The sequence below is a fragment of the Pseudoxanthomonas sp. JBR18 genome, assembly GCF_028198165.1.
In the GTDB taxonomy this organism is placed as follows: domain Bacteria; phylum Pseudomonadota; class Gammaproteobacteria; order Xanthomonadales; family Xanthomonadaceae; genus Pseudoxanthomonas_A.
Genome location: NZ_CP116339.1, coordinates 4,302,155 through 4,324,373, shown reverse-complemented (window position 1 = coordinate 4,324,373; position 22,219 = coordinate 4,302,155). Strand labels below are relative to the sequence as shown.

Annotated in this window: 21 protein-coding genes; 7 read left to right on the top strand and 14 right to left on the bottom strand. The window is 68.3% G+C overall.

Annotation, left to right across the window (positions count from 1 at the left end; translation table 11 throughout):
• Positions 1-15: 15 nt before the first annotated feature.
• The 13 genes from PJ250_RS19375 to pyrH form a co-directional block, all read right to left on the bottom strand.
• A complete protein-coding gene (locus PJ250_RS19375; RefSeq protein WP_271646262.1) occupies positions 16-648 on the bottom strand; it encodes a ribonuclease HII in 633 nt (210 codons plus the stop codon).
• Positions 645-1,871: a lipid-A-disaccharide synthase gene (lpxB, locus tag PJ250_RS19370; RefSeq protein ID WP_271646261.1), complete on the bottom strand. Its 1,227-nt coding sequence runs from the start codon at positions 1,869-1,871 to the stop codon at positions 645-647. Before lpxB ends, PJ250_RS19375 begins: the two co-directional genes overlap by 4 nt.
• A gap of 15 nt (positions 1,872-1,886) precedes the next feature.
• A complete protein-coding gene (lpxA, locus tag PJ250_RS19365) occupies positions 1,887-2,672 on the bottom strand; it encodes an acyl-ACP--UDP-N-acetylglucosamine O-acyltransferase (protein ID WP_271646260.1) in 786 nt (261 codons plus the stop codon).
• Positions 2,673-2,676: 4 nt separating this feature from the next.
• Positions 2,677-3,144 carry a 3-hydroxyacyl-ACP dehydratase FabZ gene (gene fabZ / locus PJ250_RS19360; protein WP_271646259.1) on the bottom strand — a complete coding sequence of 156 codons (468 nt, stop codon included), beginning with the start codon at positions 3,142-3,144 and terminating at the stop codon, positions 2,677-2,679.
• Positions 3,141-4,172, bottom strand: coding sequence for a UDP-3-O-(3-hydroxymyristoyl)glucosamine N-acyltransferase (gene lpxD, locus PJ250_RS19355; RefSeq protein ID WP_271646258.1), 1,032 nt, complete (start codon positions 4,170-4,172; stop codon positions 3,141-3,143). The genes fabZ and lpxD overlap by 4 nt, the downstream gene beginning before the upstream one ends.
• 85 nt (positions 4,173-4,257) lie before the next feature.
• On the bottom strand, positions 4,258-6,735 hold the full coding sequence (bamA, locus tag PJ250_RS19350) for an outer membrane protein assembly factor BamA (protein WP_271646257.1): 2,478 nt from the start codon (positions 6,733-6,735) through the stop codon (positions 4,258-4,260).
• Between the two features lie 89 nt (positions 6,736-6,824).
• On the bottom strand, positions 6,825-8,183 hold the full coding sequence (rseP, locus tag PJ250_RS19345) for an RIP metalloprotease RseP (RefSeq protein WP_271646256.1): 1,359 nt from the start codon (positions 8,181-8,183) through the stop codon (positions 6,825-6,827).
• On the bottom strand, positions 8,180-9,385 hold the full coding sequence (locus PJ250_RS19340) for a 1-deoxy-D-xylulose-5-phosphate reductoisomerase (protein WP_271646255.1): 1,206 nt from the start codon (positions 9,383-9,385) through the stop codon (positions 8,180-8,182). The genes rseP and PJ250_RS19340 overlap by 4 nt, the downstream gene beginning before the upstream one ends.
• A 2-nt stretch (positions 9,386-9,387) precedes the next feature.
• Positions 9,388-10,242 (bottom strand): phosphatidate cytidylyltransferase, encoded by an 855-nt coding sequence (locus tag PJ250_RS19335; RefSeq protein ID WP_271646254.1) that lies wholly within the window; start codon positions 10,240-10,242, stop codon positions 9,388-9,390.
• Positions 10,239-10,994 (bottom strand): polyprenyl diphosphate synthase, encoded by a 756-nt coding sequence (uppS, locus tag PJ250_RS19330; RefSeq protein WP_271646253.1) that lies wholly within the window; start codon positions 10,992-10,994, stop codon positions 10,239-10,241. The genes PJ250_RS19335 and uppS overlap by 4 nt, the downstream gene beginning before the upstream one ends.
• A gap of 18 nt (positions 10,995-11,012) precedes the next feature.
• A complete protein-coding gene (gene frr, locus PJ250_RS19325; protein WP_271646252.1) occupies positions 11,013-11,570 on the bottom strand; it encodes a ribosome recycling factor in 558 nt (185 codons plus the stop codon).
• A 66-nt stretch (positions 11,571-11,636) separates the two neighbouring features.
• Positions 11,637-12,599, bottom strand: coding sequence for a cation diffusion facilitator family transporter (locus tag PJ250_RS19320; RefSeq protein WP_271646251.1), 963 nt, complete (start codon positions 12,597-12,599; stop codon positions 11,637-11,639).
• 44 nt (positions 12,600-12,643) lie between these two features.
• Positions 12,644-13,369 (bottom strand): UMP kinase, encoded by a 726-nt coding sequence (pyrH, locus tag PJ250_RS19315; RefSeq protein WP_271646250.1) that lies wholly within the window; start codon positions 13,367-13,369, stop codon positions 12,644-12,646.
• Between the two features lie 145 nt (positions 13,370-13,514).
• On the opposite strand from pyrH, the gene PJ250_RS19310 reads away from it, so the two are divergent.
• Positions 13,515-14,210: an AIM24 family protein gene (locus PJ250_RS19310; protein WP_271646249.1), complete on the top strand. Its 696-nt coding sequence runs from the start codon at positions 13,515-13,517 to the stop codon at positions 14,208-14,210.
• A 77-nt stretch (positions 14,211-14,287) separates the two neighbouring features.
• Here PJ250_RS19310 and parE read toward each other — a convergent pair whose 3' ends face one another.
• A complete protein-coding gene (gene parE / locus PJ250_RS19305) occupies positions 14,288-16,177 on the bottom strand; it encodes a DNA topoisomerase IV subunit B (RefSeq protein ID WP_271646248.1) in 1,890 nt (629 codons plus the stop codon).
• Between the two features lie 228 nt (positions 16,178-16,405).
• Here parE and PJ250_RS19300 point away from each other — a divergent pair, with 228 nt between their 5' ends.
• The 6 genes from PJ250_RS19300 (at position 16,406) to kdsA (ending at position 22,194) form a co-directional block, all read left to right on the top strand.
• Entirely contained in the window at positions 16,406-17,425 is a 1,020-nt protein-coding gene (locus PJ250_RS19300; RefSeq protein WP_271646246.1) for a glucokinase, read from the top strand.
• A gap of 23 nt (positions 17,426-17,448) precedes the next feature.
• Entirely contained in the window at positions 17,449-18,450 is a 1,002-nt protein-coding gene (locus PJ250_RS19295; protein WP_271646244.1) for a glycosylasparaginase, read from the top strand.
• A gap of 11 nt (positions 18,451-18,461) precedes the next feature.
• Complete coding sequence (locus PJ250_RS19290; RefSeq protein WP_271646242.1) at positions 18,462-19,175, top strand: copper homeostasis protein CutC; 714 nt, start codon at positions 18,462-18,464, stop codon at positions 19,173-19,175.
• Between the two features lie 103 nt (positions 19,176-19,278).
• The gene (locus PJ250_RS19285; protein WP_271646241.1) at positions 19,279-19,542 is read left to right on the top strand and encodes a hypothetical protein; all 264 of its coding nucleotides are present in this window, start codon (positions 19,279-19,281) and stop codon (positions 19,540-19,542) included.
• A 157-nt stretch (positions 19,543-19,699) separates the two neighbouring features.
• On the top strand, positions 19,700-21,358 hold the full coding sequence (locus tag PJ250_RS19280; protein WP_271646240.1) for a CTP synthase: 1,659 nt from the start codon (positions 19,700-19,702) through the stop codon (positions 21,356-21,358).
• Positions 21,355-22,194: a 3-deoxy-8-phosphooctulonate synthase gene (kdsA, locus tag PJ250_RS19275; protein WP_271646239.1), complete on the top strand. Its 840-nt coding sequence runs from the start codon at positions 21,355-21,357 to the stop codon at positions 22,192-22,194. Before PJ250_RS19280 ends, kdsA begins: the two co-directional genes overlap by 4 nt.
• The last annotated feature ends 25 nt before the right edge of the window (positions 22,195-22,219 follow it).

Here is a 22,219-nt window from a genome sequence, read left to right as displayed (position 1 = left end):
AGGCCCCGCATCCCATCAGAACAGTGACACCTGTCCGAGCCCCGCACGTGCGGCGGCGGCCTCACGTACCGGCGCGAAGCTGTGCCGGTGCTGGATGCAGGGCCCGTGGCTGCGCAGCGCGGCCAGGTGCGCCGGCGTGCCATAGCCCTTGTGGGTGGCGAAGTCGTAGGCGGGGTGCTGGTCGTGCAGCGCGGCCATCATCCGGTCGCGGGTGACCTTGGCCAGGATCGATGCGGCCATGATGGCGCGGTCACGGCCGTCCCCGCCGATCAGCGCGTGGCCGGGGCAGGGCAGCCCGGGCGGCACCTTGTTGCCGTCGATGTGGGCCACGCCGGCCACGTGCGCCACGGCGTGCACTGCCCGGCGCATACCCAGCATGGTGGCCTGAAAGATGTTGAGGCGGTCGATGTCGGCCACTTCCAGCACCTCCACGTGCCAGGCCAAGGCACGTTCGACGATGCGCCCGTAGAGCAGTTCGCGCTTGGCGGCGTTGAGCTGCTTGGAGTCGTCCAGCCCGTTGATGCGCGGGCGCGTCGGGTCGAACACCACCGCCGCCACGGTCAGCGGCCCGGCCAGCGGCCCGCGGCCGGCTTCGTCGACACCGGCGACCAGGAGCTGGATATCGGCGCTGGGCAGCACGCGATTCATGCGGCGGGGCCCAGCGGCGCATTGATCAACGACAGCACCGCATCGGCGGCGCGCGCGGACGCGTCCTGGCGTAGCTGTGCGTGCAGGTCGACATAGCGCGTCTGCAGTGTCGCCATCGCGTCGGGGTGCTTGAACCAGGCCAGCACCGCCTCGGCCAGGCGCTCGGGCGTGCAGTCTTCCTGCATCAGTTCCGGCGCCAGATCCTCGTTGGCCAGGATGTTGGGCAGGGCAAAGCGCGTGACCTTGAGCAATTTCAGCTTGCGTGCGAGCCACGCCGACAGCGGGGCGACCTTGTAGCCGACCACCATCGGCCGCTTGGCCAGCATCGCCTCAAGAGTGGCGGTGCCGGAGGCGAGCAGCACCACGTCGCTGGCCACCATCGCCTCGCGGGCCTGCCCATCGAGCAGCCGCGGAGGCGGTGAGGGGAAGGACGTGGACGCCAGCAGCGGCTCCAGGGCGGCGCGGCAGGCGGCATTGGCAGCGGGGATGACCACCTGCAGGTCGGGTACCTGCTCGGCGACACGACGCGCGGCTTCAATGAAGGGGGCGGCCAGGCGGCCGACTTCGCCCATGCGGCTGCCAGGCAGCACCGCGAGCACCGGTCGCCGGTCCAGGCCCAGCGCGGCGCGGGCGGCCTCACGGTCGGGCTGCAGGGGGAGGGCGTCGGCCATCGGATGGCCGACGAACCGCGCGTCCACCCCGTGGCGCGCGTAGATGGCCGGCTCCATCGGGAACAGGCACAGCACCCGATCGGCGCTGGCGCCGATCTTGGCCGCGCGTTGCTCGCGCCAGGCCCACACCGAGGGGCTGACGTAGTGCACGGTGCGTACGCCGCGCTGCTTGAGCCACCGCTCGACTCCCAGGTTGAAGTCCGGCGCATCGATGCCGACAAAGACATCCGGCTGCCAGTCCAGCAGCCGCTGGCGCAGCGACCGGCGCAGCTTCAGCAGGCGCGGCAGGTGGCGCAGCACTTCGGCCAGGCCCATCACCGCCAGTTCACTGGCATCGAACCACGCATCCAGCCCGGCCGCGCGCATCGCCGGTCCACCGATGCCGGCGAAGTGTGCGTCGGGATGACGGCGGCGCAGCTCGGAGACCAGGCCTGCGCCCAATGCGTCGCCGGAGGCCTCGCCTGCTACTAGTGCAATGCGCAGGGGGCGGGCCGGCGCGGCCCCCGTCCTCAGCTCGGGCAAGGGCCGCGAGGCGCTGATGGTCTCAGCCATGCCACTTCGCTCCGTTCAACGCAGCAGGCGACGCTCGCCGCTGGTGATGAAGTCGAGCATGGCCTGGACATCGGCACTGTCCCTGGCCTGTTCGGCCAGCTGCGCCTGGGCATCGGCCAGCGGCAGGCCGGCGACATACAGGGTGCGGTAGGCGCGCTTGATCGCCGAAATGCGCTCGGGCTCGAAGCCACGGCGCTTGAGTCCCTCGCTGTTGATGCCGCGCGGACGGCCGTGTTCGTCGGCGGCCACCATGGTGAACGGCGTGACGTCGCCGCCCACCAGCGCGCCCATGCCGATGAAGGCATGCGCGCCGATGCGGCAGAACTGATGGGCGCCGGAGAAGCCGCTCATGATCACCCAGTCGCCGATGGTCACGTGTCCGGCCAGGGTGGTGTTGTTGGAGAACACGCAATGGCTGCCGACATCGCAGTCGTGGGCCACGTGGGTGTAGGCCAGCAGCCAGTTGTCGTCGCCGATGCGGGTCACGCTGGTGCCGGTGGCCGTGCCACGGTTGAGGGTGACGAACTCGCGCACCACGTTGCGGTCGCCGATCACCAGTTCGGTCCGCTCGCCCTTGAACTTCTTGTCCTGCGGCGGGCCGCCGACGGCGACATGGCCGACGAAATGGTTCTCGCGGCCAATCCGGGTGGGGCCGGTGACGGTGCAGTGCGGGCCGACGATGGTGCCATCGCCGATTTCCACCTCGGCACCGATCAGGCTGAAGGCGCCGACCTGCACGCCGGCGCCCAGCTTCGCGCCGGGATCGACCACGGCGGAGGGATGGATCAGCGTGTCGGACATCGGCTTATTGCTCCTTGGACTTGTCGACTTCGGCGCACAGGATCTCGGCACAGGCCACCTGCTTGCCGTCCACGCGCGCGATGCCTTCGTACACGGCCATGTTGCGGATCTTGCGCTTGATCGAGACTTCCAGTTCCAAGCGATCGCCCGGGACCACCGGCGCGCTGAACTTGGCGCTTTCCACCTTGACCAGATAGAACAGCTTGCACGCCGCGGCTTCGCCATTGGAGATCTGCGTGATCAACCCACCGGCCTGGGCCAGCGCCTCGATGATCAGCACGCCGGGCATCACCGAGCGCTCGGGGAAATGGCCCATGAAGAACGGCTCGTTGAAGCTCACGTTCTTGTAGGCCTTGATGCGCTTGTCCGGCTCCAGCTCGGTGACGCGATCCACCAGCAGGAACGGATAGCGATGCGGCAGCAGGCGCTGGATGGTCTCGATGGTGAGCGGGAGTTCCAGGTTGGTGGTCATGGTGTTTCTACGGGCTCCTTGCCGGAGGGAATCCGGCGGGCAAGCGCGTCCAGTTGGCGGAAACGCGCTGCGTTCTTGCGCCAGGTGCGGACATCGGTGATGGGAAGGGAAGAGGCATAGGTGCCCGGCTCGGTGACCGGGCCGGCGACCATGGACATGGCCAGCACCGTGACCTTGTCGCCGATTTCCAGGTGGCCGGCGACGCCGACCTTGCCGGCCAGCATGCAGTACTGGCCGATTTTGGCGCTGCCCGCAATGCCCACTTGCGCGGCCATGGCGGTGTGCGCGCCGATCTGCACGTTGTGGGCGATCTGGATGAGGTTGTCCACGCGCACGTCCTCGGCCAGCACGGTGTCTTCCAGCGCGCCGCGGTCGATGCAGGTATTGGCCCCGATCTCGCAGTCGTCACCGATCACCACGCCGCCGAGCTGTGGCACGTTGAGCCAGCGGCCGGCTTCCATTGCCAGGCCGAAGCCCTGCGCGCCCAGCACTGCGCCGGGGTGGACGCGGACGTTGCGCCCCAGGCGCACGCGCACGACCAGCGTCACGCGGGCGACCAGTTCGCAGCCATCGCCCAGCACGCAGTCCTCGCCGATCACGCAGCCCGGGCCGACCACGCAGTGCTCGCCGACCACGCTGTTGGCGCCGATGCAGACATGCGGACCGATGCTGGCGCTGGCCGCGATGGACGCCGAGGGGTCGACCACGGCCGAGGGGTGGATGCCGGCCGGGCGCGGATACTTCGGTTCGAACAGCTCGGACACCTTGGCGAAGGCCGCATGCGGGTCCTTAGCCACCAGGGCTACACCGCGCACGCCTTCGGCATGGTCGCGGCCAACGATCACGACCGAGGCCTGGGTGGTGGTCAGCAGGTCGGCGTAACGCGGGTTGGCGAGAAAGGCGAGTTGCCCGCTGCGCGCCGCGGCCAGGGTGGCCACGCCGGTGACGCTGGTCTCGGCCGGGCCATGCAGTTCCAGGCCGAAACGCTGCGCCAGCGCGCCGGCGGTATGGGAGGCAGGAGTAGTCATCCGCGACATTTTACCCCGGACCCGCACCGCACAAACGAAGGCCCGGACAAGCCGGGCCTTGCGTCCATCGTGCGGGCAGGTCGGATCAGAACGAGCCGCCGAAGGTGAACTGCAGGCGTTCGATCTCGTCACCCGTCTCGGTCTTGAGCGGGAAGGCGTAGCTGATCGAGATCGGGCCGACCGGTGCGCGCCACAGCAGCGCCACGCCGGTGGAGGCACGCAGCTCGTTGGCCTTGAAGTTGTCGTAGCCGTTGTAGACGTTGCCCACGTCGATGAAGGCCGAGATGCGGGCGGCGTTGGAGTCGAACAGCTTCGGGAAGATCATTTCCATCTGGCCGATGGTCTTGAGCGAGCCACCCAGCGGCTGGCCGCGGTTGTAGTAGGGGGTGGCCTCCGAACGCGGACCCAGCGTGTTGTCCTCGAAACCACGCACCGAGCGCACGCCGCCGGCGTAGAAGTTCTCGTAGAACGGCAGGCCGCTGGCGGTGAAGGTCTCGGCCACCGCGCCGCTGGTGTCGCAGGTCACGGCCTGGCCGTTGGCGGGGTTGTGGCAGATGACGGTGGTCTTGTCGCTGCCGTAGCTGTCGCCATAACCCAGCTCACCGCCGGTGCGCAGCACGAAGGCCGGGCTGAGCTGCCAGTACTTGGAGAACTCGTAGTTGAGCTTGTAGTACTCCACGGTCGAGCCGGGCAGGGTGATTTCCGCTGACACGCGCTGATAGGTGCCGCGGGTGGGCATCCAGTAGGCGTTGCGGGTGTCGCGGGCCCAGCCGATCTGGGTGCGCCAGGCGTGGAAGGTGCGGCTTTCCAGCGCCTTGACGTAGTCCACGATCGCCTGCGGCGTGGTGCCTTCGTAGACGCTGACCTGGGTCGAGTCCACGCCGAACATCAGCGAGACGCTGTCGCTCTCGCTCAGCGGGATACCCAGGATCGCCTGCGCGGCGGTGTTCTTGGACGAATACGCGGCGGTGTTGTAGTCCGAGTAGTCCAGGTTGCTGTAGGACAGGTTGTAGCCCAGCGACACGCCGCCGTCGGTGAAGTACGGGTTGGTGAAGGAGAACGAGTACCGGTCCAGGTAATAGCTGCGCGACGCCTCCACCGCGACGCGGTTGCCGCCGCCGAGGAAGTTGTTCTGCGACAGCTGCACCGAGGTGGTGATGCCGGCCAGCTGCGAGTAGCCCAGGCCGAAGGTGAAGCTGCCCGAGGTGGTCTCCTTGACGTTGAAGACCACGTCGACCTGGTCGCGCGTGCCGGGGACCGGCTGGGTCTCCACGTCGACGGTCTCGAAATAGCCCAATCGCTGCAGGCGCACCTTGGAACGGTCGATGGCGGCCTGCGAGTACCACGCACCCTCGAACTGGCGCATCTCGCGGCGCAGGACCTCGTCGGCGGTGCGGTTGTTGCCCTTGAACTCTATCCGGCGCACGTTGACGCGCGGGCCCGGCACGACCTGCATGTTGATGGCCACCGTGCGGCCTTCGCGGTCGACTGTTGGGATCGGATTGACCTGGGCGAAGGCGTAGCCGATGTTGCTCAGGGTCGCGGTGATCGCATCGGAGCTGATCTCCAGCAGGCGCCGCGAGAAGATCTGGCCCTTGCGCACCAGCACCATTTTCTCCACCCGCTCCTGCGGCAGGATGGTGTCGCCGGAGACCTTGACGTCCGAAACGGTGTACTGCTCACCCTCGGTCACCCCGGCGGTGAGGAACATGTCCTTCTTGTCCGGGCTGATGGCCACCTGGGTCGAGTCCAGATTGAAATCGACGTAGCCGCGATCCAGGTACCAGGAGTTGAGCTTCTCGATATCGCCCGAGAGCTTCTCCTTGGAGTACTGATCGTCGCGGCGATACCACGACAGCCAGTTGTGTTCCTGCGACTCCCAGCCCTCGCGGATGTCTTCCTGGTCGAACTTTTCGGTGCCGATCAGGTTGATGTGGCGGATCTTGGCCGCCTTGCCTTCCTTGATCGAGATGGTGACGTCCACGCGGTTGCGGTCCAGCGGGCTCACCGTGGGGGTGATCTGGACGTTGTACTTGCCGCGGTTGTTGTACTGGCGGACCAGTTCCTGGGTCACCCGGTCCAGGGCCAGGCGGTCAAAGGTGCCGCCCTCGGACAGGCCGATGTCGTTCAGGCCCTTGGTCAGGTCCTCGGTCTTGATGTCCTTGTTGCCGGTCAACGTGAGCTTGTTGATCGCGGGACGCTCCTTGAGCGTGACCACCAGGATCGAGCCCTGGCGCGAAAGCTGCACGTCCTCGAAGAAGCCGGTGTGATACAGCGCGCGGATCGCCTCGCCGATCTTGGCCTGAGTGACCATGTCGCCACGCTCGATCGGCAGGTAGGTCAGCACCGTGCCCGATGAGATGCGCTGAACCCCGTCCACGCGGATGTCGCTGGCCACGAAGTCCGACGGAGAGGACGGCTGCTGCATCCCGAAGGCAGCGGGCGGCGCCGACTGCGGGGCGCCGAAGGGCGGCACCATGCCGGTCGACTGTGCCGATGCCGGAGCCGCAATGGCCGAGGCCAGGGCAAGGGCAAGCAGGCGGCGGGTCGGGAGTCGCGTCATTATCACATCCGTCGAAGAACTTGTTTCGGAAACGCCCTTGCAGGCGGCAGGCCGCCGGTTGGCGGTCGGGCATGGAACAGTGGAGGGCATCAGATCACCGGGCGCAGGATGTCGTTGTAGAGCGCCAGCCCCATGAGGCCAGCCAGGAGGGCCAGGCCGGCAAATTGGCCGGCGGCCATCGCGCGCTCGCTGAGCGGGCTGCCCTTGACCAACTCGATAAGGTAATACAGCAGGTGTCCGCCGTCCAAGACCGGGATCGGCAGCAGGTTCACAATGGCCAGGCTCAGCGACAGCAGCGCCAGGAACTGAAGGAACCAGGCCGGCCCGCGCTCGGCCGAGGCGTTGGCCACCTTGGCGATGGTGATCGGGCCGGAAACGCCCTGCAGGGATGCATGGCCGGTGAACATCCTGCGGATCATGCCCAGCGAATCGGAGGCCAACTGGCCGGTCTGCCGAAAGGCCTCGGGGATGGCTTCCAGCGGGCCGTAGCGTTGCAGGGCGTCATAAGCCGGTGCCTGCCCGGTGCCCAGGGCGATGCCCAGGCCCCAGTAGGCCGCGCCGCTGCGCGGGTCGGTCATTCGCTTGGGCTTGAGCGGCAGGGCCAGGCGGCTGCCTTCGCGCTCGACCTCGATCATCACCTCGCCACCGCGGTCGCCCAGCGTCTGCACCAGGGGACGCAGGGCGTCGGCGGACTGGACCGGCTCGCCATCGATCGCGGTGATCAGGTCGCCCGGCTGCAGCACGCCAGCCGCCGGCGAGCCGGCGGTGACCGCATTGACCTGCGCCGGCTCGATCGTGAACTGCCAGCGCAGGCCGAGATTGCCGGTGACATTCTGCTCGTCGAAACCGCCCTGAAGACGCGAGGTGTAGACCCGACGGGTGATGGCATTGCCCGCGGCGTCTTCCACGCCGACCTGCAGGTCGCGCCCGTCCATCGCCGCACCGGTCAGCGCGATCGTGGCCTGGGTGGCCGTGGCCACCCGGTCGCCGTCCACCGAGACGATCCGGTCGCCCGGGCGCAGGCCCGACTGCTGGGCGATGCCGTCCACGCGGCCGACCACCGGGGCGTAGTCCTCCTTGCCAATCACCAGCATGGCCCACAGCAGGCCAACGCACAGGATCAGGTTGGCGATGGGGCCGGCGGCGACCACGGCGATGCGCTGCAGGACGGGTTTGCGGTTGAAGGCCTCGTGCAGCCGCGCGGCGGGCACGTCGCCCTCGCGCTCGTCGAGCATCTTGACGTAGCCGCCGAGCGGGATCGGGGCAATGGCGAACTCGGTCCCGTGCTTGTCCCGTCGCGACCACAGCGGCTTGCCGAATCCCACGGAAAAGCGCAGCACGCCCACGCCACAGCGTCGCGCGACCCAGTAATGGCCGAATTCATGGAAGGTGACCAGCACGCCCAGGGCGACGATCAACCACCAGATGGAGCCTGCGATTTCACTCATGCGGAAGCGGCTTGGCCTGTGGCGGTGCGTTGGATCCAGCCCTGGCTGAAGTGCCGCGCGTGCCCGTCGGCCGCCAGCAGGGCCTCCAGGCTTCCGGCCGGGGCGTGTGCGTGGGCGGCGAGAGCATCCTCGACCAATGCAGGGATCGCTAGGAAACCGATTTTGCCCTGAAGAAAGGCTGAAACAGCAGTTTCGTTGGCGGCATTCAGGACAGCGGGCGCGGCGCCCCCGGTCTCCAGGGCCTCCCAGGCCAGGCGCAGGCAGGGAAAGGCCTCCAGGTCCGGGGCCTCGAACTCCAGCGTGCCGTGCCGCAGCAAATCCAGTCCGGCCACCCCCGAGTCGATGCGGCGCGGCCAGCCCAGGCCCAGCGACAGCGCGGTGCGCATGTCCGGCAGGCCGAGCTGGGCCAGGGTGGAGCCGTCGATGAAGTCGACCAGGGAGTGGACCAGGCTCTGCGGGTGCACGAGCACGTCCAGGCGGTCGCGGCCCACGTCGAACAGATGGGCCGCTTCGATCAGCTCCAGGCCCTTGTTCATCAAGGTGGCCGAATCGACCGAGATCTTCGGGCCCATCGACCATTTGGGATGGGCCACGGCCTGGGCCACGGTCACTGTTTCCAGCGAAGCGCGGCTGCGTCCGCGGAACGGCCCGCCCGAGGCGGTCAGCACGATCCGCCGCACCCGGGCGCCGGCCTCGCGCGAACCCAGGCACTGGAAGATCGCGTTGTGTTCGCTGTCGATGGGGATGATGTCTGCACCGGAGGCCTTGGCCGCCGCCATCACCAGCGCGCCGGCCAGGACCAGGGATTCCTTGTTCGCCAGCAGCAGGCGCTTGCCCGCCTTGGCGGCCGCGAGCGTGGACGACAGGCCGGCGGCGCCCACGATGGCGGCCACCACCGTGTCGCAGGCATCACTGGCGACCAGCGCGTCCAGGGCCTGATCGCCGGCATGGGCGCGCGTGCGCAGCCCAGCGTTGGCCAGGGCCTGGCGCAGGGCCTCGAAGCGCGCCGGATCGGCGATGACCGCATGTTCCGGATGATGGATACGGCACAGGTCGACGAGCGCCGACACGTTGCTGCCGGCGGCCAGCACGCTGGCGCGCAGCGCATCGGGGTGGCGCGCGATCACGTCCAGGGTGGAGGTGCCGATTGAGCCGGTGGCGCCCAGGACGGCGACACTGCGTGTGGTGAAGGCGGCATCCATGCTCAGAATCCCAGCAGCTCACGGCCGATCAGGAACACCGGCAGGGCTGCCACGACGCCATCGATGCGGTCCAGGATGCCGCCATGGCCCGGGATCAGGTGACCCGAGTCCTTCGCGCCCACGTGGCGCTTGAGCAGGCTCTCGAACAGGTCGCCCACCACTGAGACCAGCACCGTGGCTAGGCAGACCACCGTCAGCGCAGGGAGCTGCGCCAGGCTGACGCCCGCCGCCCAGCCGCCCAGCAGGCCAACGACCACGCCACCGGCCAGGCCGCCAAGCAGGCCTTCGACGGTCTTGTTGGGACTGATCCGCGGCGCCAGCTTGCGCTTGCCGAAGGCACGGCCGGCGAAATAGGCGCCGCTGTCGGCGGCCCATACCACCGCCAGCGCGGTCAGCAGCCACAGGTGCTGGTGCAGGTCGTGCAGCTGGGTGAAGTTGCCCGAATGGATCAGGCACATGGCGCACCAGGCCGGAATGATCGCCAGGGTCCCGGCTGCGAGCTTGAACAGCCGCGCCCAGCTCCGGTGATCCGAGCCGAATGTGTAAAAGCGCAGCCACAGCAGGGCGACCAGCCACCACACGGCGCCGACCAGGGCCACGATCTGGAACAGGGCTGGGGAGAGCCCGCTGCTGGAACCGCTGGCCCAGGTCAGCAGCACCATCAGGGCCAGGTTGAGCAGCAGCAGCACGGTGCGCGACAGGGTGTCGTCGACCTCGGCCAGCTTGAGCCACTCCCACAGACCGATCAGGAACACGGCGGCGCCGAGCGCGGCCATCCAGGGGGTCGGCAACAGCAGGATGGCGGCGATCGCCAGCGGGGTCATCACCAGGGCGGCGAGGACGCGGGTACGGGTCATGATGTGGTTCCGTGCGTGGCCACCTGGGCCCCGGTCAGGCCGAAACGGCGTTCGCGCATGGCGAAGTCGTCCAGCGCGGCTTGCAGGACCGTGGCGTCCAAATCGGGCCACAGCGTCTCGGTGAACCACAGTTCGGTGTAGGCCAGCTGCCACAGCAGGAAGTTGCTGATGCGGTGGTCGCCGCCCGTGCGGATGAACAGGTCCGGCGGCGGCAGGTCGGACAGGGCGACGTGCGCATCCAGTCGCGCCTCGTCGATGTCCTCCGGTCGCAGGCGGCCGGCGGCAACTTCCTCGGCCAGGGCGCGCGCGGCGTCGGCCAGGTCCTGGCGCCCGCCGTAGCTGGCGGCGATGACCAGGGTCAGGCGCGTGTTGTCCACGGTCAGGCGCTCGGCCGCTTCCATGCGCTGGACGATGCCCGGCGCGAAGCGCGCCCGCTGCCCGATGAAGCGGATCCGCACGCCGCGGCGGTGCAGTTCGTCCACCTCGCGCTCCAGCGCGCCCATGAACAGCTTCATCAGGGCGCCGACCTCCTCGGCCGGGCGGCCCCAGTTCTCACTGGAAAACGCAAACAGGGTCAGGGCCTGGACGCCGCGCTCCAGACAGAAGTCGATGCACAGGTTGACTGCGCGCGCACCGGCACGATGACCGATCATGCGCGGACGGCGGCGGCGCTCGGCCCAGCGCCCGTTGCCATCCATGATGATGGCCAGGTGGCGAGGAACGCGAGGCGGAACGGGCGGCGTGACGGTCATGAAGGCGGTTTGACCCGCTCAGACGGCCATCAGTTCCTGCTCCTTGGCCTTGACCACCTCGTCGACGTCCTTGATCGCCTTGTCGGTGAGCTTCTGGATCTCTTCCTCGCTGCGGCGCACCTCGTCCTCGGTGACTTCCTTTTCCTTCAGCAGGTCCTTGACCTGTTGATTGGCATCGCGGCGCACGTTGCGGATGGCGACCTTGGTGTCCTCACCTTCGCTGTGCACGACCTTGGACAGGTCGCGGCGGCGTTCCTCGGTGAGGACCGGGATGTTGATGCGGATGACGGTGCCGGCGGTATTCGGGGTCAGGCCCAGGTCCGAGGCCAGGATCGCCTTCTCCACGGCCGAGACCATCTGCTTCTCCCAGGGGGTGATGGTCAGCGAGCGGGCGTCGGTGACCGACACGGTGGCCACCTGCGACAGCGGCATGTCCGAGCCGTAGTAGTTCACCTTCAGATGATCGACCAGCGCGGTGGTGGCGCGACCGGTCCGCAGCTTGGTCAGGGCCTGGCGCAGCGACTCGACGCTCTTGTTCATGCGCATCTGCGCGTCGTTCTTGATGTCGTTCAGCATCGTCGGGTCCTGGGGTTCGTCAAACCCGGGATTATAGGCGAAAGCCACCCTGGGCCGGGCCGGCGATCAGTGCGCGGGGTGCTCACCGGCATGGCAGACCTGCGGGCAGGCCTGGCCGCGCTCGAGCTGGAGGGTGGCGTGGTGGATGCCGAATTCGACGCCCAGCGCGTGTGCGGTGGCCTCGATGAAGGCGTCGTCGTCCTCGGCCCGGGGCCTGACCACATGCGCGGTCAGCGCGATCTCGCCGGCACCCAGCGACCAGATGTGCAGGTGGTGCACGGCTTCCACGCCGGGGCGCGCGGAAAGGAAGCGCGCGACCGCCTCCTGGTCGATATGCGATGGCACCGCATCCATGGCCGCGGCGAAGCTTTCGCGCAGCAGGCCGAAGGTGCCCGCCGCGATGACCACCCCCACCAGCAGCGCGGTCACCGGATCGAGCCATTCCCAGCCCAGCCAGAGCATGCCGCAACCGGCGATCACCGCGGCCAGGGAGACCGCGGCATCGGCCAGCAGGTGCAGGACGGCACCGCGCCGGTTGAGGTCGTGCCCGCCGTGACCGTGGCCGCCATGCAGCAGCCAGCCGGCCCCCAGGTTGACGGCGATCCCGATGGCGGCCACCACGATCACCGGCATGGCCGGAACGCCTAGCGGGTCACTGAAGCGGCGCACCGCCTCCCAGGCCAGGCCGCCGGCGAAGACCATCAGGACCAGGGCGTTGGCCAGCGGGGCGAGCAGGGTGGCGCGCCGCCAGCCATAGGTATGGCTGGCCGTCGGGCGGCGCCGGGCCATGCCGGCCGCCGCCCAGGCCAGGCCCAGGCCCAGCACGTCGCCCAGGTTGTGCAACGCGTCGGAGAGCAGGGCCAGGGAGTTGGTGTGGAAGCCGTAACCGGCTTCCAGCGCGGTGTACGCCAGGTTGACCAGCAACGCCACGGCGTAGCCGCGGGCGCCGGTGTCGCCGCCGTGGGCATGGTCGTGTCCGTGGGAATGCGCGTGGCCGGCGTGCGCGCCGTGATCGTGGTCGTGCGACATGGCACCAGCCTCGCGCGGATGGCCGCGCGGACACAATTACAGGTTCAACCGCGTCCTTCGACCAGGGTGCCGATGTTCTCGCCGCGCAGGATGTTCATCAGGTTGCCCGGCACGCCCAGGTCGTAGATGCGCAGTGGCACGGCGCTGTCGCGGCACAGGGCGAAGGCGGCGGTGTCCATAACCTCCAGGCCGCGGCTGATGACCTCGTCGTAGGTCAGCGAGTCGAAGCGCTTGGCATCCGGGAACTTGCGCGGATCCTTGTCATACACGCCGTCAACCTTGGTGGCCTTGAGCAGCAGGTCGGCCTCGATCTCGATCGCGCGCAGGGCCGCGCCGGAGTCGGTGGTGAAGAACGGGTTGCCAGTGCCGGCGGCGAAGATCGCGATGCGGCCCTTTTCCAGATGGCGCACGGCGCGGCGGCGGATGTAGTCCTCGCACACGTCGTTGATCTTCAGGGCGCTCATCACGCGCACCTTGGCGCCGAGCTTCTCCAGCGCGTCCTGCATGGCCAGCGCGTTGATGACCGTGGCCAGCATGCCCATCTGGTCGCCGGTGACCCGGTCCATGCCGCCGGCGGCCAGGCCCGCGCCGCGGAAGATGTTGCCGCCGCCGATGACCAGGGCCACTTCGGCGCCGGCGTGGTGCGCCTCAAGGATTTCCCGGGCGATGCGGCCGATGACCTTGGGATCGATGCCGTAATCCTCTGATCCCATCAGCGCCTCCCCGGAAAGTTTCAGCAGGATGCGACGATAGGCGAGGGGGGCGGTCATCGGTGGGGGCCTCAGTGGTATGGGGGCAAACGTCGGCAAGTCTAGCCGACGCGCGTGATGGCGTCAGGCATGTGATGCGCTGAGGCCGCGGCCCGTCCAGCAGCCCTTAAGATCGGGTATCAGCCATGCCTCGCAGGAGTGCGCCATGTCCGTCCGTACGTTGGGGGAGTTCGTCGACGCATCCGCCGAGCGCGACACCACGACCGATGCCTTCGAACTGGAGGGCCCACACCTGCTGGAAGTCCGCCTCGACGGCCGGATCTGGGCCAAGGCCGGTGCGATGGTGGCGCGGATGGGGGAAGTGAAGTTCACCCGCCAGGGGCTGCTGGAGCAGGGCGTGGGCAACCTACTCAAGAAGATGGCCAGTGGCGAGGGCATGCAGCTGATGAAGGTCGAGGGCCGGGGACGCGTCTACCTGGCCGACAAGGGCAAGCGCATTACCCTGCTGCGCCTGGCCGGCGAGTCGATCTACGTCAACGGCAACGATGTGCTGGCGACCGAGTCCGGCATCCAGGCACGCATCACCATGATGCGCAAGGTTGCCGGGATGCTGTCGGGCGGTCTGTTCAACATGCATCTGTCCGGGCACGGCATCGTGGCGATCACCTCGCACTACGAGCCGTTGACGCTCAGGGTCGACGCCGACAGCGGCCCGGTGTTCACCGATCCGCAGGCCACCGTGGCCTGGTCGGGCGGACTGACCCCGGACATCGTCACCGACATAAGCCTGAAGACCTTCCTCGGGCGCGGGTCGGGTGAGAGCGTGCAACTGCGTTTCGCCGGTGAGGGCTGGGTAGTGGTGCAGCCCTACGAGGAAGTGGCCTCCGCGGGCGCCCACTGACCGGGCGCGTGGGCCGCGGTCCTGAGTTGACGTTCCGAATGAAGCATCGCCGCGGCTTGCGCGGCGATGCGGATGGATCAGACTTCCAGCGAAGCCAGGTCGCCCTTGGTCTCCAGCCACGCCTTGCGATCGCCGGCGCGCTTCTTGGCCAGCAGCATGTCCATCAGGCCGTCGGTCTGTTCGGCATCGTCGATGGTCAGCTGCACCAAGCGCCGGGTATCGGGGTGGATGGTCGACTCGCGCAGCTGCGAAGGATTCATCTCGCCCAGACCCTTGAAGCGGGTCACGTTGACCTGGCCCTTGAGCTTCTCGCGCGCGATCTTTTCCAGCAGCAGGCGCTTTTCTTCCTCGTCCAACGCGTAGAACACCTGCTTGCCCACGTCCACGCGGAACAGCGGCGGCATCGCCACGAACACGTGCCCCGCCTCGACCAGCGCCGGGAAGTGCTTGAGGAACAGCGCCGAAAGCAGCGTGGCGATATGCAGGCCGTCCGAGTCGGCGTCGGCCAGGACCACGACCTTGCCGTAGCGCAGGCCGGAGATGTCGTCCTTACCCGGGTCGCAGCCGATGGCGATGGCCAGGTTGTGCACTTCCTCGGAGGCCAGCACGCTGCCGGAGGCCACTTCCCAGGTGTTCAGGATCTTGCCGCGCAGCGGCATGATCGCCTGGAAGTCCTTGTCGCGGGCCTGCTTGGCGCTGCCGCCGGCCGAATCGCCCTCGACCAGGAACAGCTCGGTGCGCGACAGGTCCTGGCTGATGCAGTCGGCCAGCTTGCCCGGCAGGGCCGGGCCGGCGGTGACCTTCTTGCGGACGATCTGCTTTTCGGTCTTCAGCCGCGCGCTGGCGCGATCGATGGCGATCTGCGCGATCTGCAGGCCGGTTTCCACATGCTGGTTGAGCCACAAACTGAAGGCATCGTGCGCGGCGCCTTCAATGAAGCCGGCGGCCTGGCGCGAGGACAGGCGCTCCTTGGTCTGGCCGGAGAACTGCGGGTCGGTCATCTTCAAGGACAGCACGAAGGCGACCCGATCCCACACGTCTTCCGGGGCCAGCTTGACCCCGCGTGGCAGCAGGTTGCGGAAGTCGCAGAACTCGCGCAGCGCATCGGTCAGGCCCGAGCGCAGGCCGTTGACGTGGGTGCCGTGCTGGGCGGTGGGGATAAGGTTGACGTAGCTCTCCTGGACCAGCTCGCCTTCTGGGACCCAGGCCACGGCCCAGTCCACCACCTCGGTCTCCTTCTTGAGCACGCCGGTGAACAGCTCGGCCGGCAGCAGCTCGCGCCCGGCCATCTCGCCCTTGAGGTAGTCGCGCAGGCCGTCCTCGAACAGCCAGGTGTCGGTATCGCCGCTGGCCTCGTCGGTCAACTTGACCGTCAGGCCCGGGCACAGCACCGCCTTGGCCCGCAGCAGGTGGCGCAGGGCGCGCACGTTGATCTTGGGGGTGTCGAAGTACTTCGGGTCCGGCCAGAAGCGCAGCCGGGTGCCGGTGTTCTTCTTGCCGACGCTGCCGACCACTTCCAGCGGGCTGGCGCGGTCGCCGTCGCGGAAGGTGATGCGGTGTTCGCTGCCTTCGCGCTTGATGTGGATTTCCACCAGGGTGGACAGCGCGTTGACCACGCTCACGCCCACGCCGTGCAGACCACCGGAGAAGGTGTAGTTCTTGTTGTTGAACTTGCCGCCGGCATGCAGCCGGGTGAGGATCAGCTCCACGCCGGGGACCTTCTCCTCGGGGTGGATGTCCACCGGCATGCCGCGTCCGTCGTCGGACACCTCCACGCTGCCGTCCTTGTACAGGGTGACCTCGACGGTCTTGGCGTGGCCGCCCAGGGCCTCGTCCACGGAATTGTCGATGACTTCCTGGGCCAGGTGGTTGGGGCGCGCGGTGTCGGTGTACATGCCGGGCCGGCGCTTGACCGGGTCCAGGCCGGAGAGGACTTCGATGTCGGCAGCGTTGTAGCGGGTATTCATTCGGTCGATCAGGTCGTGTCTAGGGCCACGAAGGGCGGCAAGTGTGGGGCCTGGGGGGCGGATTTGCACGTGCGGCGACGTATGGTCCAGCCGCCACCGGCGCGGCATGCGGCAACGACGCGGCTTGCCACTACAATCGGTTACAGGCGGCAGCACGGCTCCGTCCGGCGCCGGTGCCACCGGCGTGCGAACCGGGTGCCGGAGCGCGCCGTTGCAAGGAGATCCTAAGTGGTGCAAGTCGCCGCCCGTGAGACAGCGGGCGCCCCGTTTGGGGGGCAAGAGATGGTGGCGGCCGATGTCGGGGGCACCTATGCCCGGCTTGGCCTGGTCCATGTGGGGCAGGACGGCACGCCCGAATTGCGTCACCACCGGCGTTACGTGGGGGCCGAATTTCCGTCGCTGGCCGCGGTGTTGTCCCGCTTCCGGCACGCGCTGGAAGCCGAGGGCGTCGCCTTCCCAGACCAGGGCGTGGTGGCCATTGCGGGCCTCCTGCAGGGCGACGAACTGCTCAATGCCAATCTTCCCTGGCCGGTGTCGCTGGCGCAGACCCAGCGCGAGGCCGGGCTGCGCAGGTTCCGGCTGATCAACGATTTCGAGGCGCTGGCCTGGGCGCTGCCGCATGTGCCGGCAGGCCAGATGCGTGCCCTGGGAGAGGCGGAGGCGGGCGCCGTGCGGTTTCCGGCGCTGCTGCTGGGGCCTGGCACCGGGCTGGGGGCGGCCCTGGCGGTCCATGGTGATGCCGGCTTTGGCGTCCAGCCCAGCGAGGCCGGACATGCCGCGCTGGCGGCGACCACCTCGCTGGAGCTGGACGTGGTCCGCGTGCTGCAGCGGCGCTTCGGCCATGTCGACAACGAGCGGGCGCTGTCCGGGACCGGCCTGATGCATCTATATGCGGCCCTGTGCGAACTTCGACAGGCGCCGGTCGTGCACGGCGCGCCTGCCGACCTGGTCGCGGCCGCCGGCGACGACGCCCTGGCCGCCGAATGCCTGGACATGTTCTGCCAGTGGCTGGGCAGCCTGGCCGGCGACCTGGCCATCACCTTCTGCGCCCATTCGGTCTATCTGGCCGGTGGCTTGGCCGGCCATCTGGGCGAACATCTGCAGGCGGGTGGCTTCATGCGCCGCTTCCACGACAAGGGCGTGCTGTCCAGTGCGCTGCGACAGATCCCGGTGTCGTGCATCGAGCACGGCCAACTGGGCATCATCGGTGCGGCCGCGTGGTTCGCGGCCCATCCGGACCCCCACTGATCCCCACCCACGGAGCTCCCGACATGCCCTCACGTCGCACTTTCCTGCAGTCCTCTCTCCTGGCCGCCGGCGCCGCCGCGCTCCCGCGCGGGTTTGCCCAGATCAGAGCCAGCGGCGCCAAGGTCGTGTCCACCTGGGATTTCGGCGTGCCGGCCAACCAGGCGGCCTGGGCGGTGCTGGGCAAAGGCGGCAGCGCCATCGACGCGGTCGAGGCTGGCGCGCGCTGGGCCGAGACCGGCCAGTGCAATTCCACGGTGGGGCGCTGCGGCTATCCGGACCGCGACGGCCACGTGACCCTGGACGCCAGCATCATGAAGGGTGACGGCAGCTGCGGCGCGGTGGCGGCCATCGAGGGCATCGACCATCCGATCTCGGTGGCGCGCAAGGTGATGGAAAAGACTCCCCACGTCCTGCTGGTGGCCGAAGGCGCCCAGCAGTTCGCGGTCAGCGAGGGCTTCAAGGTGCAGGACCTGCGTACCCCGGAGGCAGAGAAAGCCTGGAAGGCGTGGCTCAAGACCTCCAAGTACCAGCCGGAGATCAATGTCGAGCGCCGCAGCCTGCCCGGCAACAGCGAGAACCACGACACCATCGGCATGCTGGCCCTGGACAAGGAGGGCCGCATGGCCGGTGCCTGCACTACCAGCGGCATGGCCTGGAAGATGCGTGGTCGCGTCGGCGATAGCCCGATCATCGGGGCCGGGCTGTACGTGGACGACGAGGTGGGTGGCGCGACGGCTTCGGGCGTGGGCGAGGAGATGATCCGCAACGCCGCCAGCTTCCTGGTGGTCGAGTTGATGCGCCAGGGGCGCAGCCCGGCCGATGCCTGCCGCGAGGCCATCGAGCGGGTGGTGCACAAGCGCCCGGCGGCCAGCAAGGAGCTGCAGGTCTGCTTCCTGGCGATGAACAAGGACGGCCAGGTGGGCGCCTTCGCCCTGCACAAGGGCTTCGTCTACGCGGTCTGCGATGCATCCAAACAGGACGCGCTGCTGCCTTCGCAGTCGATCTACACCACCGACAGGACCTGAGCGGGCGGCGCATGGGATATCTGCTGGAGATCGCGGCCGGCTCGCTGGAATCGGCCCTCGTCGCGCAGCGCGGCGGGGCCGACCGGGTCGAGCTGTGCGAGAACCTGGGCGAAGGCGGGTGCACACCGTCCTATGGCACCGTGGCGCTGGCGCGGGAACGACTGCGCATCCCGCTCTACGTCCTGATCCGGCCGCGCGGGGGGGATTTCGTCTATTCGCCGGCCGAGTGGGAAGTGATGGCGCGCGATGTCGCCAGTTGCCGGCAACTTGGCTGCGACGGGGTCGTGCTGGGGGCGCTGGATGCTGCCGGTCAGGTGGATGTCGCCGGCTGCGCGGGCCTGATCGCCGAGGCGGGCACGATGGGCGTGACCTTTCATCGGGCCTTCGATTGCGTAGCCGATCCGGCGGTGGCCCTGGAGCAGATCATCGGCCTGGGCTGCGAGCGCGTGCTGACCTCCGGGGCGGCCTCCGCGGCGCCGCTTGGGGCCGACGCGATCGCCCGTGCCGTGCGTCAGGCGGGCGGTCGCCTGTCGGTGATGCCCGGCGCGGGCATCACCGCGGACAACGTCGCTGAACTGGCGCGCCAGACTGGCGCCCGCGAGTTTCACGCCTCGGCGCGCCAGCGCATCGCCGGGGTCGGCCGGGGGCTGGATGGCCTTGAAACCGGCTATTGGTGCACCGAGATTGGACGCGTCGAGGGCTTGCGTCGCGCGCTTGCCGGCTGAATCCGGGCGATCCGGTTCAGGTGGCGCTGGATGCGCAGTGCGTAGGCTTGCAGATGTCGCCGCCGCACGTGGCGATTCCACCCGGTTCCTCACTGGAGGCCCCATGAAAACCCGTCACATTCTGATGCTCGCCGGCGCGCTCGCCGCCGTTTCTTCCGCCGCCGTTGCCATGGCCCAGACCACAGGCGCGCAGGCTGCTGGCAAGGGCGCCAGCGCCGACCCGTCCAAGTCGCAGGACACCCGGACCGAGGCCGAAAAGCGAGCCGCGCGTCGCGCCGCCAACGCCGCCCGGCTCAAGGGCGAGGATCCCGCCTCGACCAACCCGGCCCCGCGCGAAGAGGAAGAGGAAGAAGGGCACAAGTCCTGATCCAGCGCGCTGCGCCTTTCCGCCACGCCCCGCTTCTTGCGGGGCGTGTGCGTTTGGGCCAGCCAACGTCTCGCGCCGCGGGACAGCCAGCGCCCGCCGCGTTTGGCCGCCAGCGCCGCTACCGCTAAACTATGGCTTTCCTGGAGCCCAAAGATCCATGACTCCCCTGATTTTCGTGACCGGCGGCGTGGTGTCCTCGCTGGGCAAGGGCATTGCCGCCGCGTCGCTGGCGTCGATTCTCGAAGCACGTGGCCTGAAGGTCACGATGATGAAGCTGGATCCCTACATCAACGTCGACCCGGGCACGATGAGCCCGTTCCAGCATGGTGAGGTCTACGTCACCGACGACGGCGCCGAGACTGACCTGGACCTGGGGCACTACGAGCGCTTCGTGCGCACGCGCCTGAGCCGCAAGAACTCGGTCACCACCGGTCGCATCTACGAAAACGTCATCCGCAAGGAGCGCCGAGGCGACTACCTGGGCGCGACCGTGCAGGTCATCCCGCACATCACCGACGAGATCAAGCGCAGCATCGACGAAGCCGCGTCTGGCTTCGACGTGGGCCTGATCGAGGTCGGCGGCACCGTGGGCGACATCGAGTCGCTGCCGTTCCTGGAGGCGATCCGACAGATCCGTGCCGAGCGCGGCCAAGAGAAGGCCGTCTTCATGCACCTGACCCTGGTGCCGTACATCGCCGCGGCCGGCGAGCTCAAGACCAAGCCGACCCAGCATTCGGTCAAGGAACTGCGCTCGATCGGCATCCAGCCCGACGTGCTGCTATGCCGCTCCGAGCAGGAGATCCCGGACGGCGAACGCCGCAAGATCTCGCTGTTCACCAACGTCTCCGAGCGCGCGGTGATCACCCTGCGCGACGTGGACGTGCTCTACAAGATTCCGCTGGGGCTGAAGGAGCAGGGCCTGGACCAGTTCGTGGTCGACCGCCTGCACCTGCCGGCCAAGCACGAAGCCGACCTGCACGAGTGGGAGGCGGCGGTCGATGCCACCGTCAATCCGCTCGATGAAGTCACCATCGCGGTGGTCGGCAAGTACGTGGACCACAAGGACGCCTACAAGTCGGTCGGCGAGGCGCTCAAGCACGGCGGCCTGCGCCAGCGCACCCGCGTCAACCTCAAGTGGATGGAGTCGCAGGACGTCGAGTCCGGTGCCGAAACCCTGGATGACGTGGACGGCATCCTGGTGCCCGGCGGCTTCGGCGATCGTGGGTTCGAAGGCAAGGTGCTCACCGCGCAGTACGCCCGCGAGCACGGCGTGCCGTATTTCGGCATCTGCTATGGCATGCAGGCCGCGGTGGTCGACTACGCGCGCCACATCTGCGGCCTGGAAGGCGCCAACAGCACCGAGAACGACAAGCAGTCCCCACACCCGGTGATCGGCCTGATCACCGAGTGGCGCACCAGTTCGGGCGAGGTGGAAAAGCGCGACGAGCGTTCGGACCTGGGCGGCACCATGCGCCTGGGCCTGCAGGAACAGCGCCTCAAGCCCGGCACCCTGGCGCGTGAGATGTACGGCCAGGACGTGGTGTCCGAGCGGCATCGTCATCGCTACGAGTTCAACAACCGCTATCGCACCCAGCTCGAAGACGCCGGCCTGGTCATCAGCGCCAAGTCCATGGACGACACGCTGGTGGAAATGGTCGAGCTGCCGCGCGACAAGCATCCCTGGTACCTGGCCTGCCAGGCGCATCCTGAATTCCTCTCGACCCCGCGCGAGGGCCACCCGTTGTTCGTCGGCTTCATCCGCGCCGCGCGTGAGCGCAAGGCCGGTGGCACGTTGCTCAAGGAGGCACGCGCATGAAACTGTGTGGATTCGAGGCTGGTATCGACCAGCCGTTGTTCCTGATCGCCGGCCCCTGCGTGATCGAGTCGATGCAACTGCAGCTCGATGTCGCCGGCAAGCTCAAGGACATCACCTCCAGGCTGGGGATGAACTTCATCTTCAAGTCCAGCTTCGACAAGGCCAACCGGACCTCGGGCACCTCGTTCCGCGGGCCGGGCATGGAAGAGGGGCTCAAGGTTCTGGCCGAGGTCAAGCGCCAGATCGGCGTGCCGGTGCTGACCGACGTGCACGAGTACACCCCGATGAACGAGGTCGCCGACGTCGTCGACGTGCTGCAGACCCCGGCCTTCCTGGTGCGGCAGACGGACTTCATCAGAAACGTCTGCGCGGCCGGCAAGCCGGTGAACATCAAGAAGGGCCAGTTCCTCTCGCCGTGGGACATGAAGCCGGTCGTCGACAAGGCCAAGTCGACGGGCAACGAGCAGATCATGGTCTGCGAGCGCGGCGCCTCGTTCGGCTACAACAACCTGGTCAGCGACATGCGCTCGCTGTCGGTGATGCGCGAGACCGGCTGCCCGGTCGTGTTCGATGCCACCCACTCGGTGCAGCTGCCGGGCGGGCAGGGCACCAGCTCCGGTGGTCAGCGCGAGTTCGTGCCGGTGCTGGCGCGCGCCGCCGTGGCCGTGGGCGTGGCCGGCCTGTTCGCCGAAACCCACCCGGACCCGGCCAAGGCCTTGTCCGACGGTCCCAACGCCTGGCCGCTGGACAAGATGGAGGCACTGCTGGAAACGCTGCTGGCGCTGGACTCGATCACCAAGAAGAACGGTTTCCTGGAAGACGGCGTCAAGGCCTGATGCCAGACGACCAGCCTCCCGCGCG

Bases quoted from the DNA above. Each gene is read 5' to 3' on its own strand.
- PJ250_RS19375 (WP_271646262.1), bottom strand. From the start codon at position 648: ATGAATCGCGTGCTGCCCAGCGCCGATATCCAGCTCCTGGTCGCCGGT.
- lpxB (WP_271646261.1), bottom strand. From the start codon at position 1,871: ATGGCTGAGACCATCAGCGCCTCGCGGCCCTTGCCCGAGCTGAGGACG.
- lpxA (WP_271646260.1), bottom strand. From the start codon at position 2,672: ATGTCCGACACGCTGATCCATCCCTCCGCCGTGGTCGATCCCGGCGCG.
- fabZ (WP_271646259.1), bottom strand. From the start codon at position 3,144: ATGACCACCAACCTGGAACTCCCGCTCACCATCGAGACCATCCAGCGC.
- lpxD (WP_271646258.1), bottom strand. From the start codon at position 4,172: ATGACTACTCCTGCCTCCCATACCGCCGGCGCGCTGGCGCAGCGTTTC.
- bamA (WP_271646257.1), bottom strand. From the start codon at position 6,735: ATGACGCGACTCCCGACCCGCCGCCTGCTTGCCCTTGCCCTGGCCTCG.
- rseP (WP_271646256.1), bottom strand. From the start codon at position 8,183: ATGAGTGAAATCGCAGGCTCCATCTGGTGGTTGATCGTCGCCCTGGGC.
- PJ250_RS19340 (WP_271646255.1), bottom strand. From the start codon at position 9,385: ATGGATGCCGCCTTCACCACACGCAGTGTCGCCGTCCTGGGCGCCACC.
- PJ250_RS19335 (WP_271646254.1), bottom strand. From the start codon at position 10,242: ATGACCCGTACCCGCGTCCTCGCCGCCCTGGTGATGACCCCGCTGGCG.
- uppS (WP_271646253.1), bottom strand. From the start codon at position 10,994: ATGACCGTCACGCCGCCCGTTCCGCCTCGCGTTCCTCGCCACCTGGCC.
- frr (WP_271646252.1), bottom strand. From the start codon at position 11,570: ATGCTGAACGACATCAAGAACGACGCGCAGATGCGCATGAACAAGAGC.
- PJ250_RS19320 (WP_271646251.1), bottom strand. From the start codon at position 12,599: ATGTCGCACGACCACGATCACGGCGCGCACGCCGGCCACGCGCATTCC.
- pyrH (WP_271646250.1), bottom strand. From the start codon at position 13,369: ATGACCGCCCCCCTCGCCTATCGTCGCATCCTGCTGAAACTTTCCGGG.
- PJ250_RS19310 (WP_271646249.1), top strand. From the start codon at position 13,515: ATGTCCGTCCGTACGTTGGGGGAGTTCGTCGACGCATCCGCCGAGCGC.
- parE (WP_271646248.1), bottom strand. From the start codon at position 16,177: ATGAATACCCGCTACAACGCTGCCGACATCGAAGTCCTCTCCGGCCTG.
- PJ250_RS19295 (WP_271646244.1), top strand. From the start codon at position 17,449: ATGCCCTCACGTCGCACTTTCCTGCAGTCCTCTCTCCTGGCCGCCGGC.
- PJ250_RS19290 (WP_271646242.1), top strand. From the start codon at position 18,462: ATGGGATATCTGCTGGAGATCGCGGCCGGCTCGCTGGAATCGGCCCTC.
- PJ250_RS19285 (WP_271646241.1), top strand. From the start codon at position 19,279: ATGAAAACCCGTCACATTCTGATGCTCGCCGGCGCGCTCGCCGCCGTT.
- PJ250_RS19280 (WP_271646240.1), top strand. From the start codon at position 19,700: ATGACTCCCCTGATTTTCGTGACCGGCGGCGTGGTGTCCTCGCTGGGC.
- kdsA (WP_271646239.1), top strand. From the start codon at position 21,355: ATGAAACTGTGTGGATTCGAGGCTGGTATCGACCAGCCGTTGTTCCTG.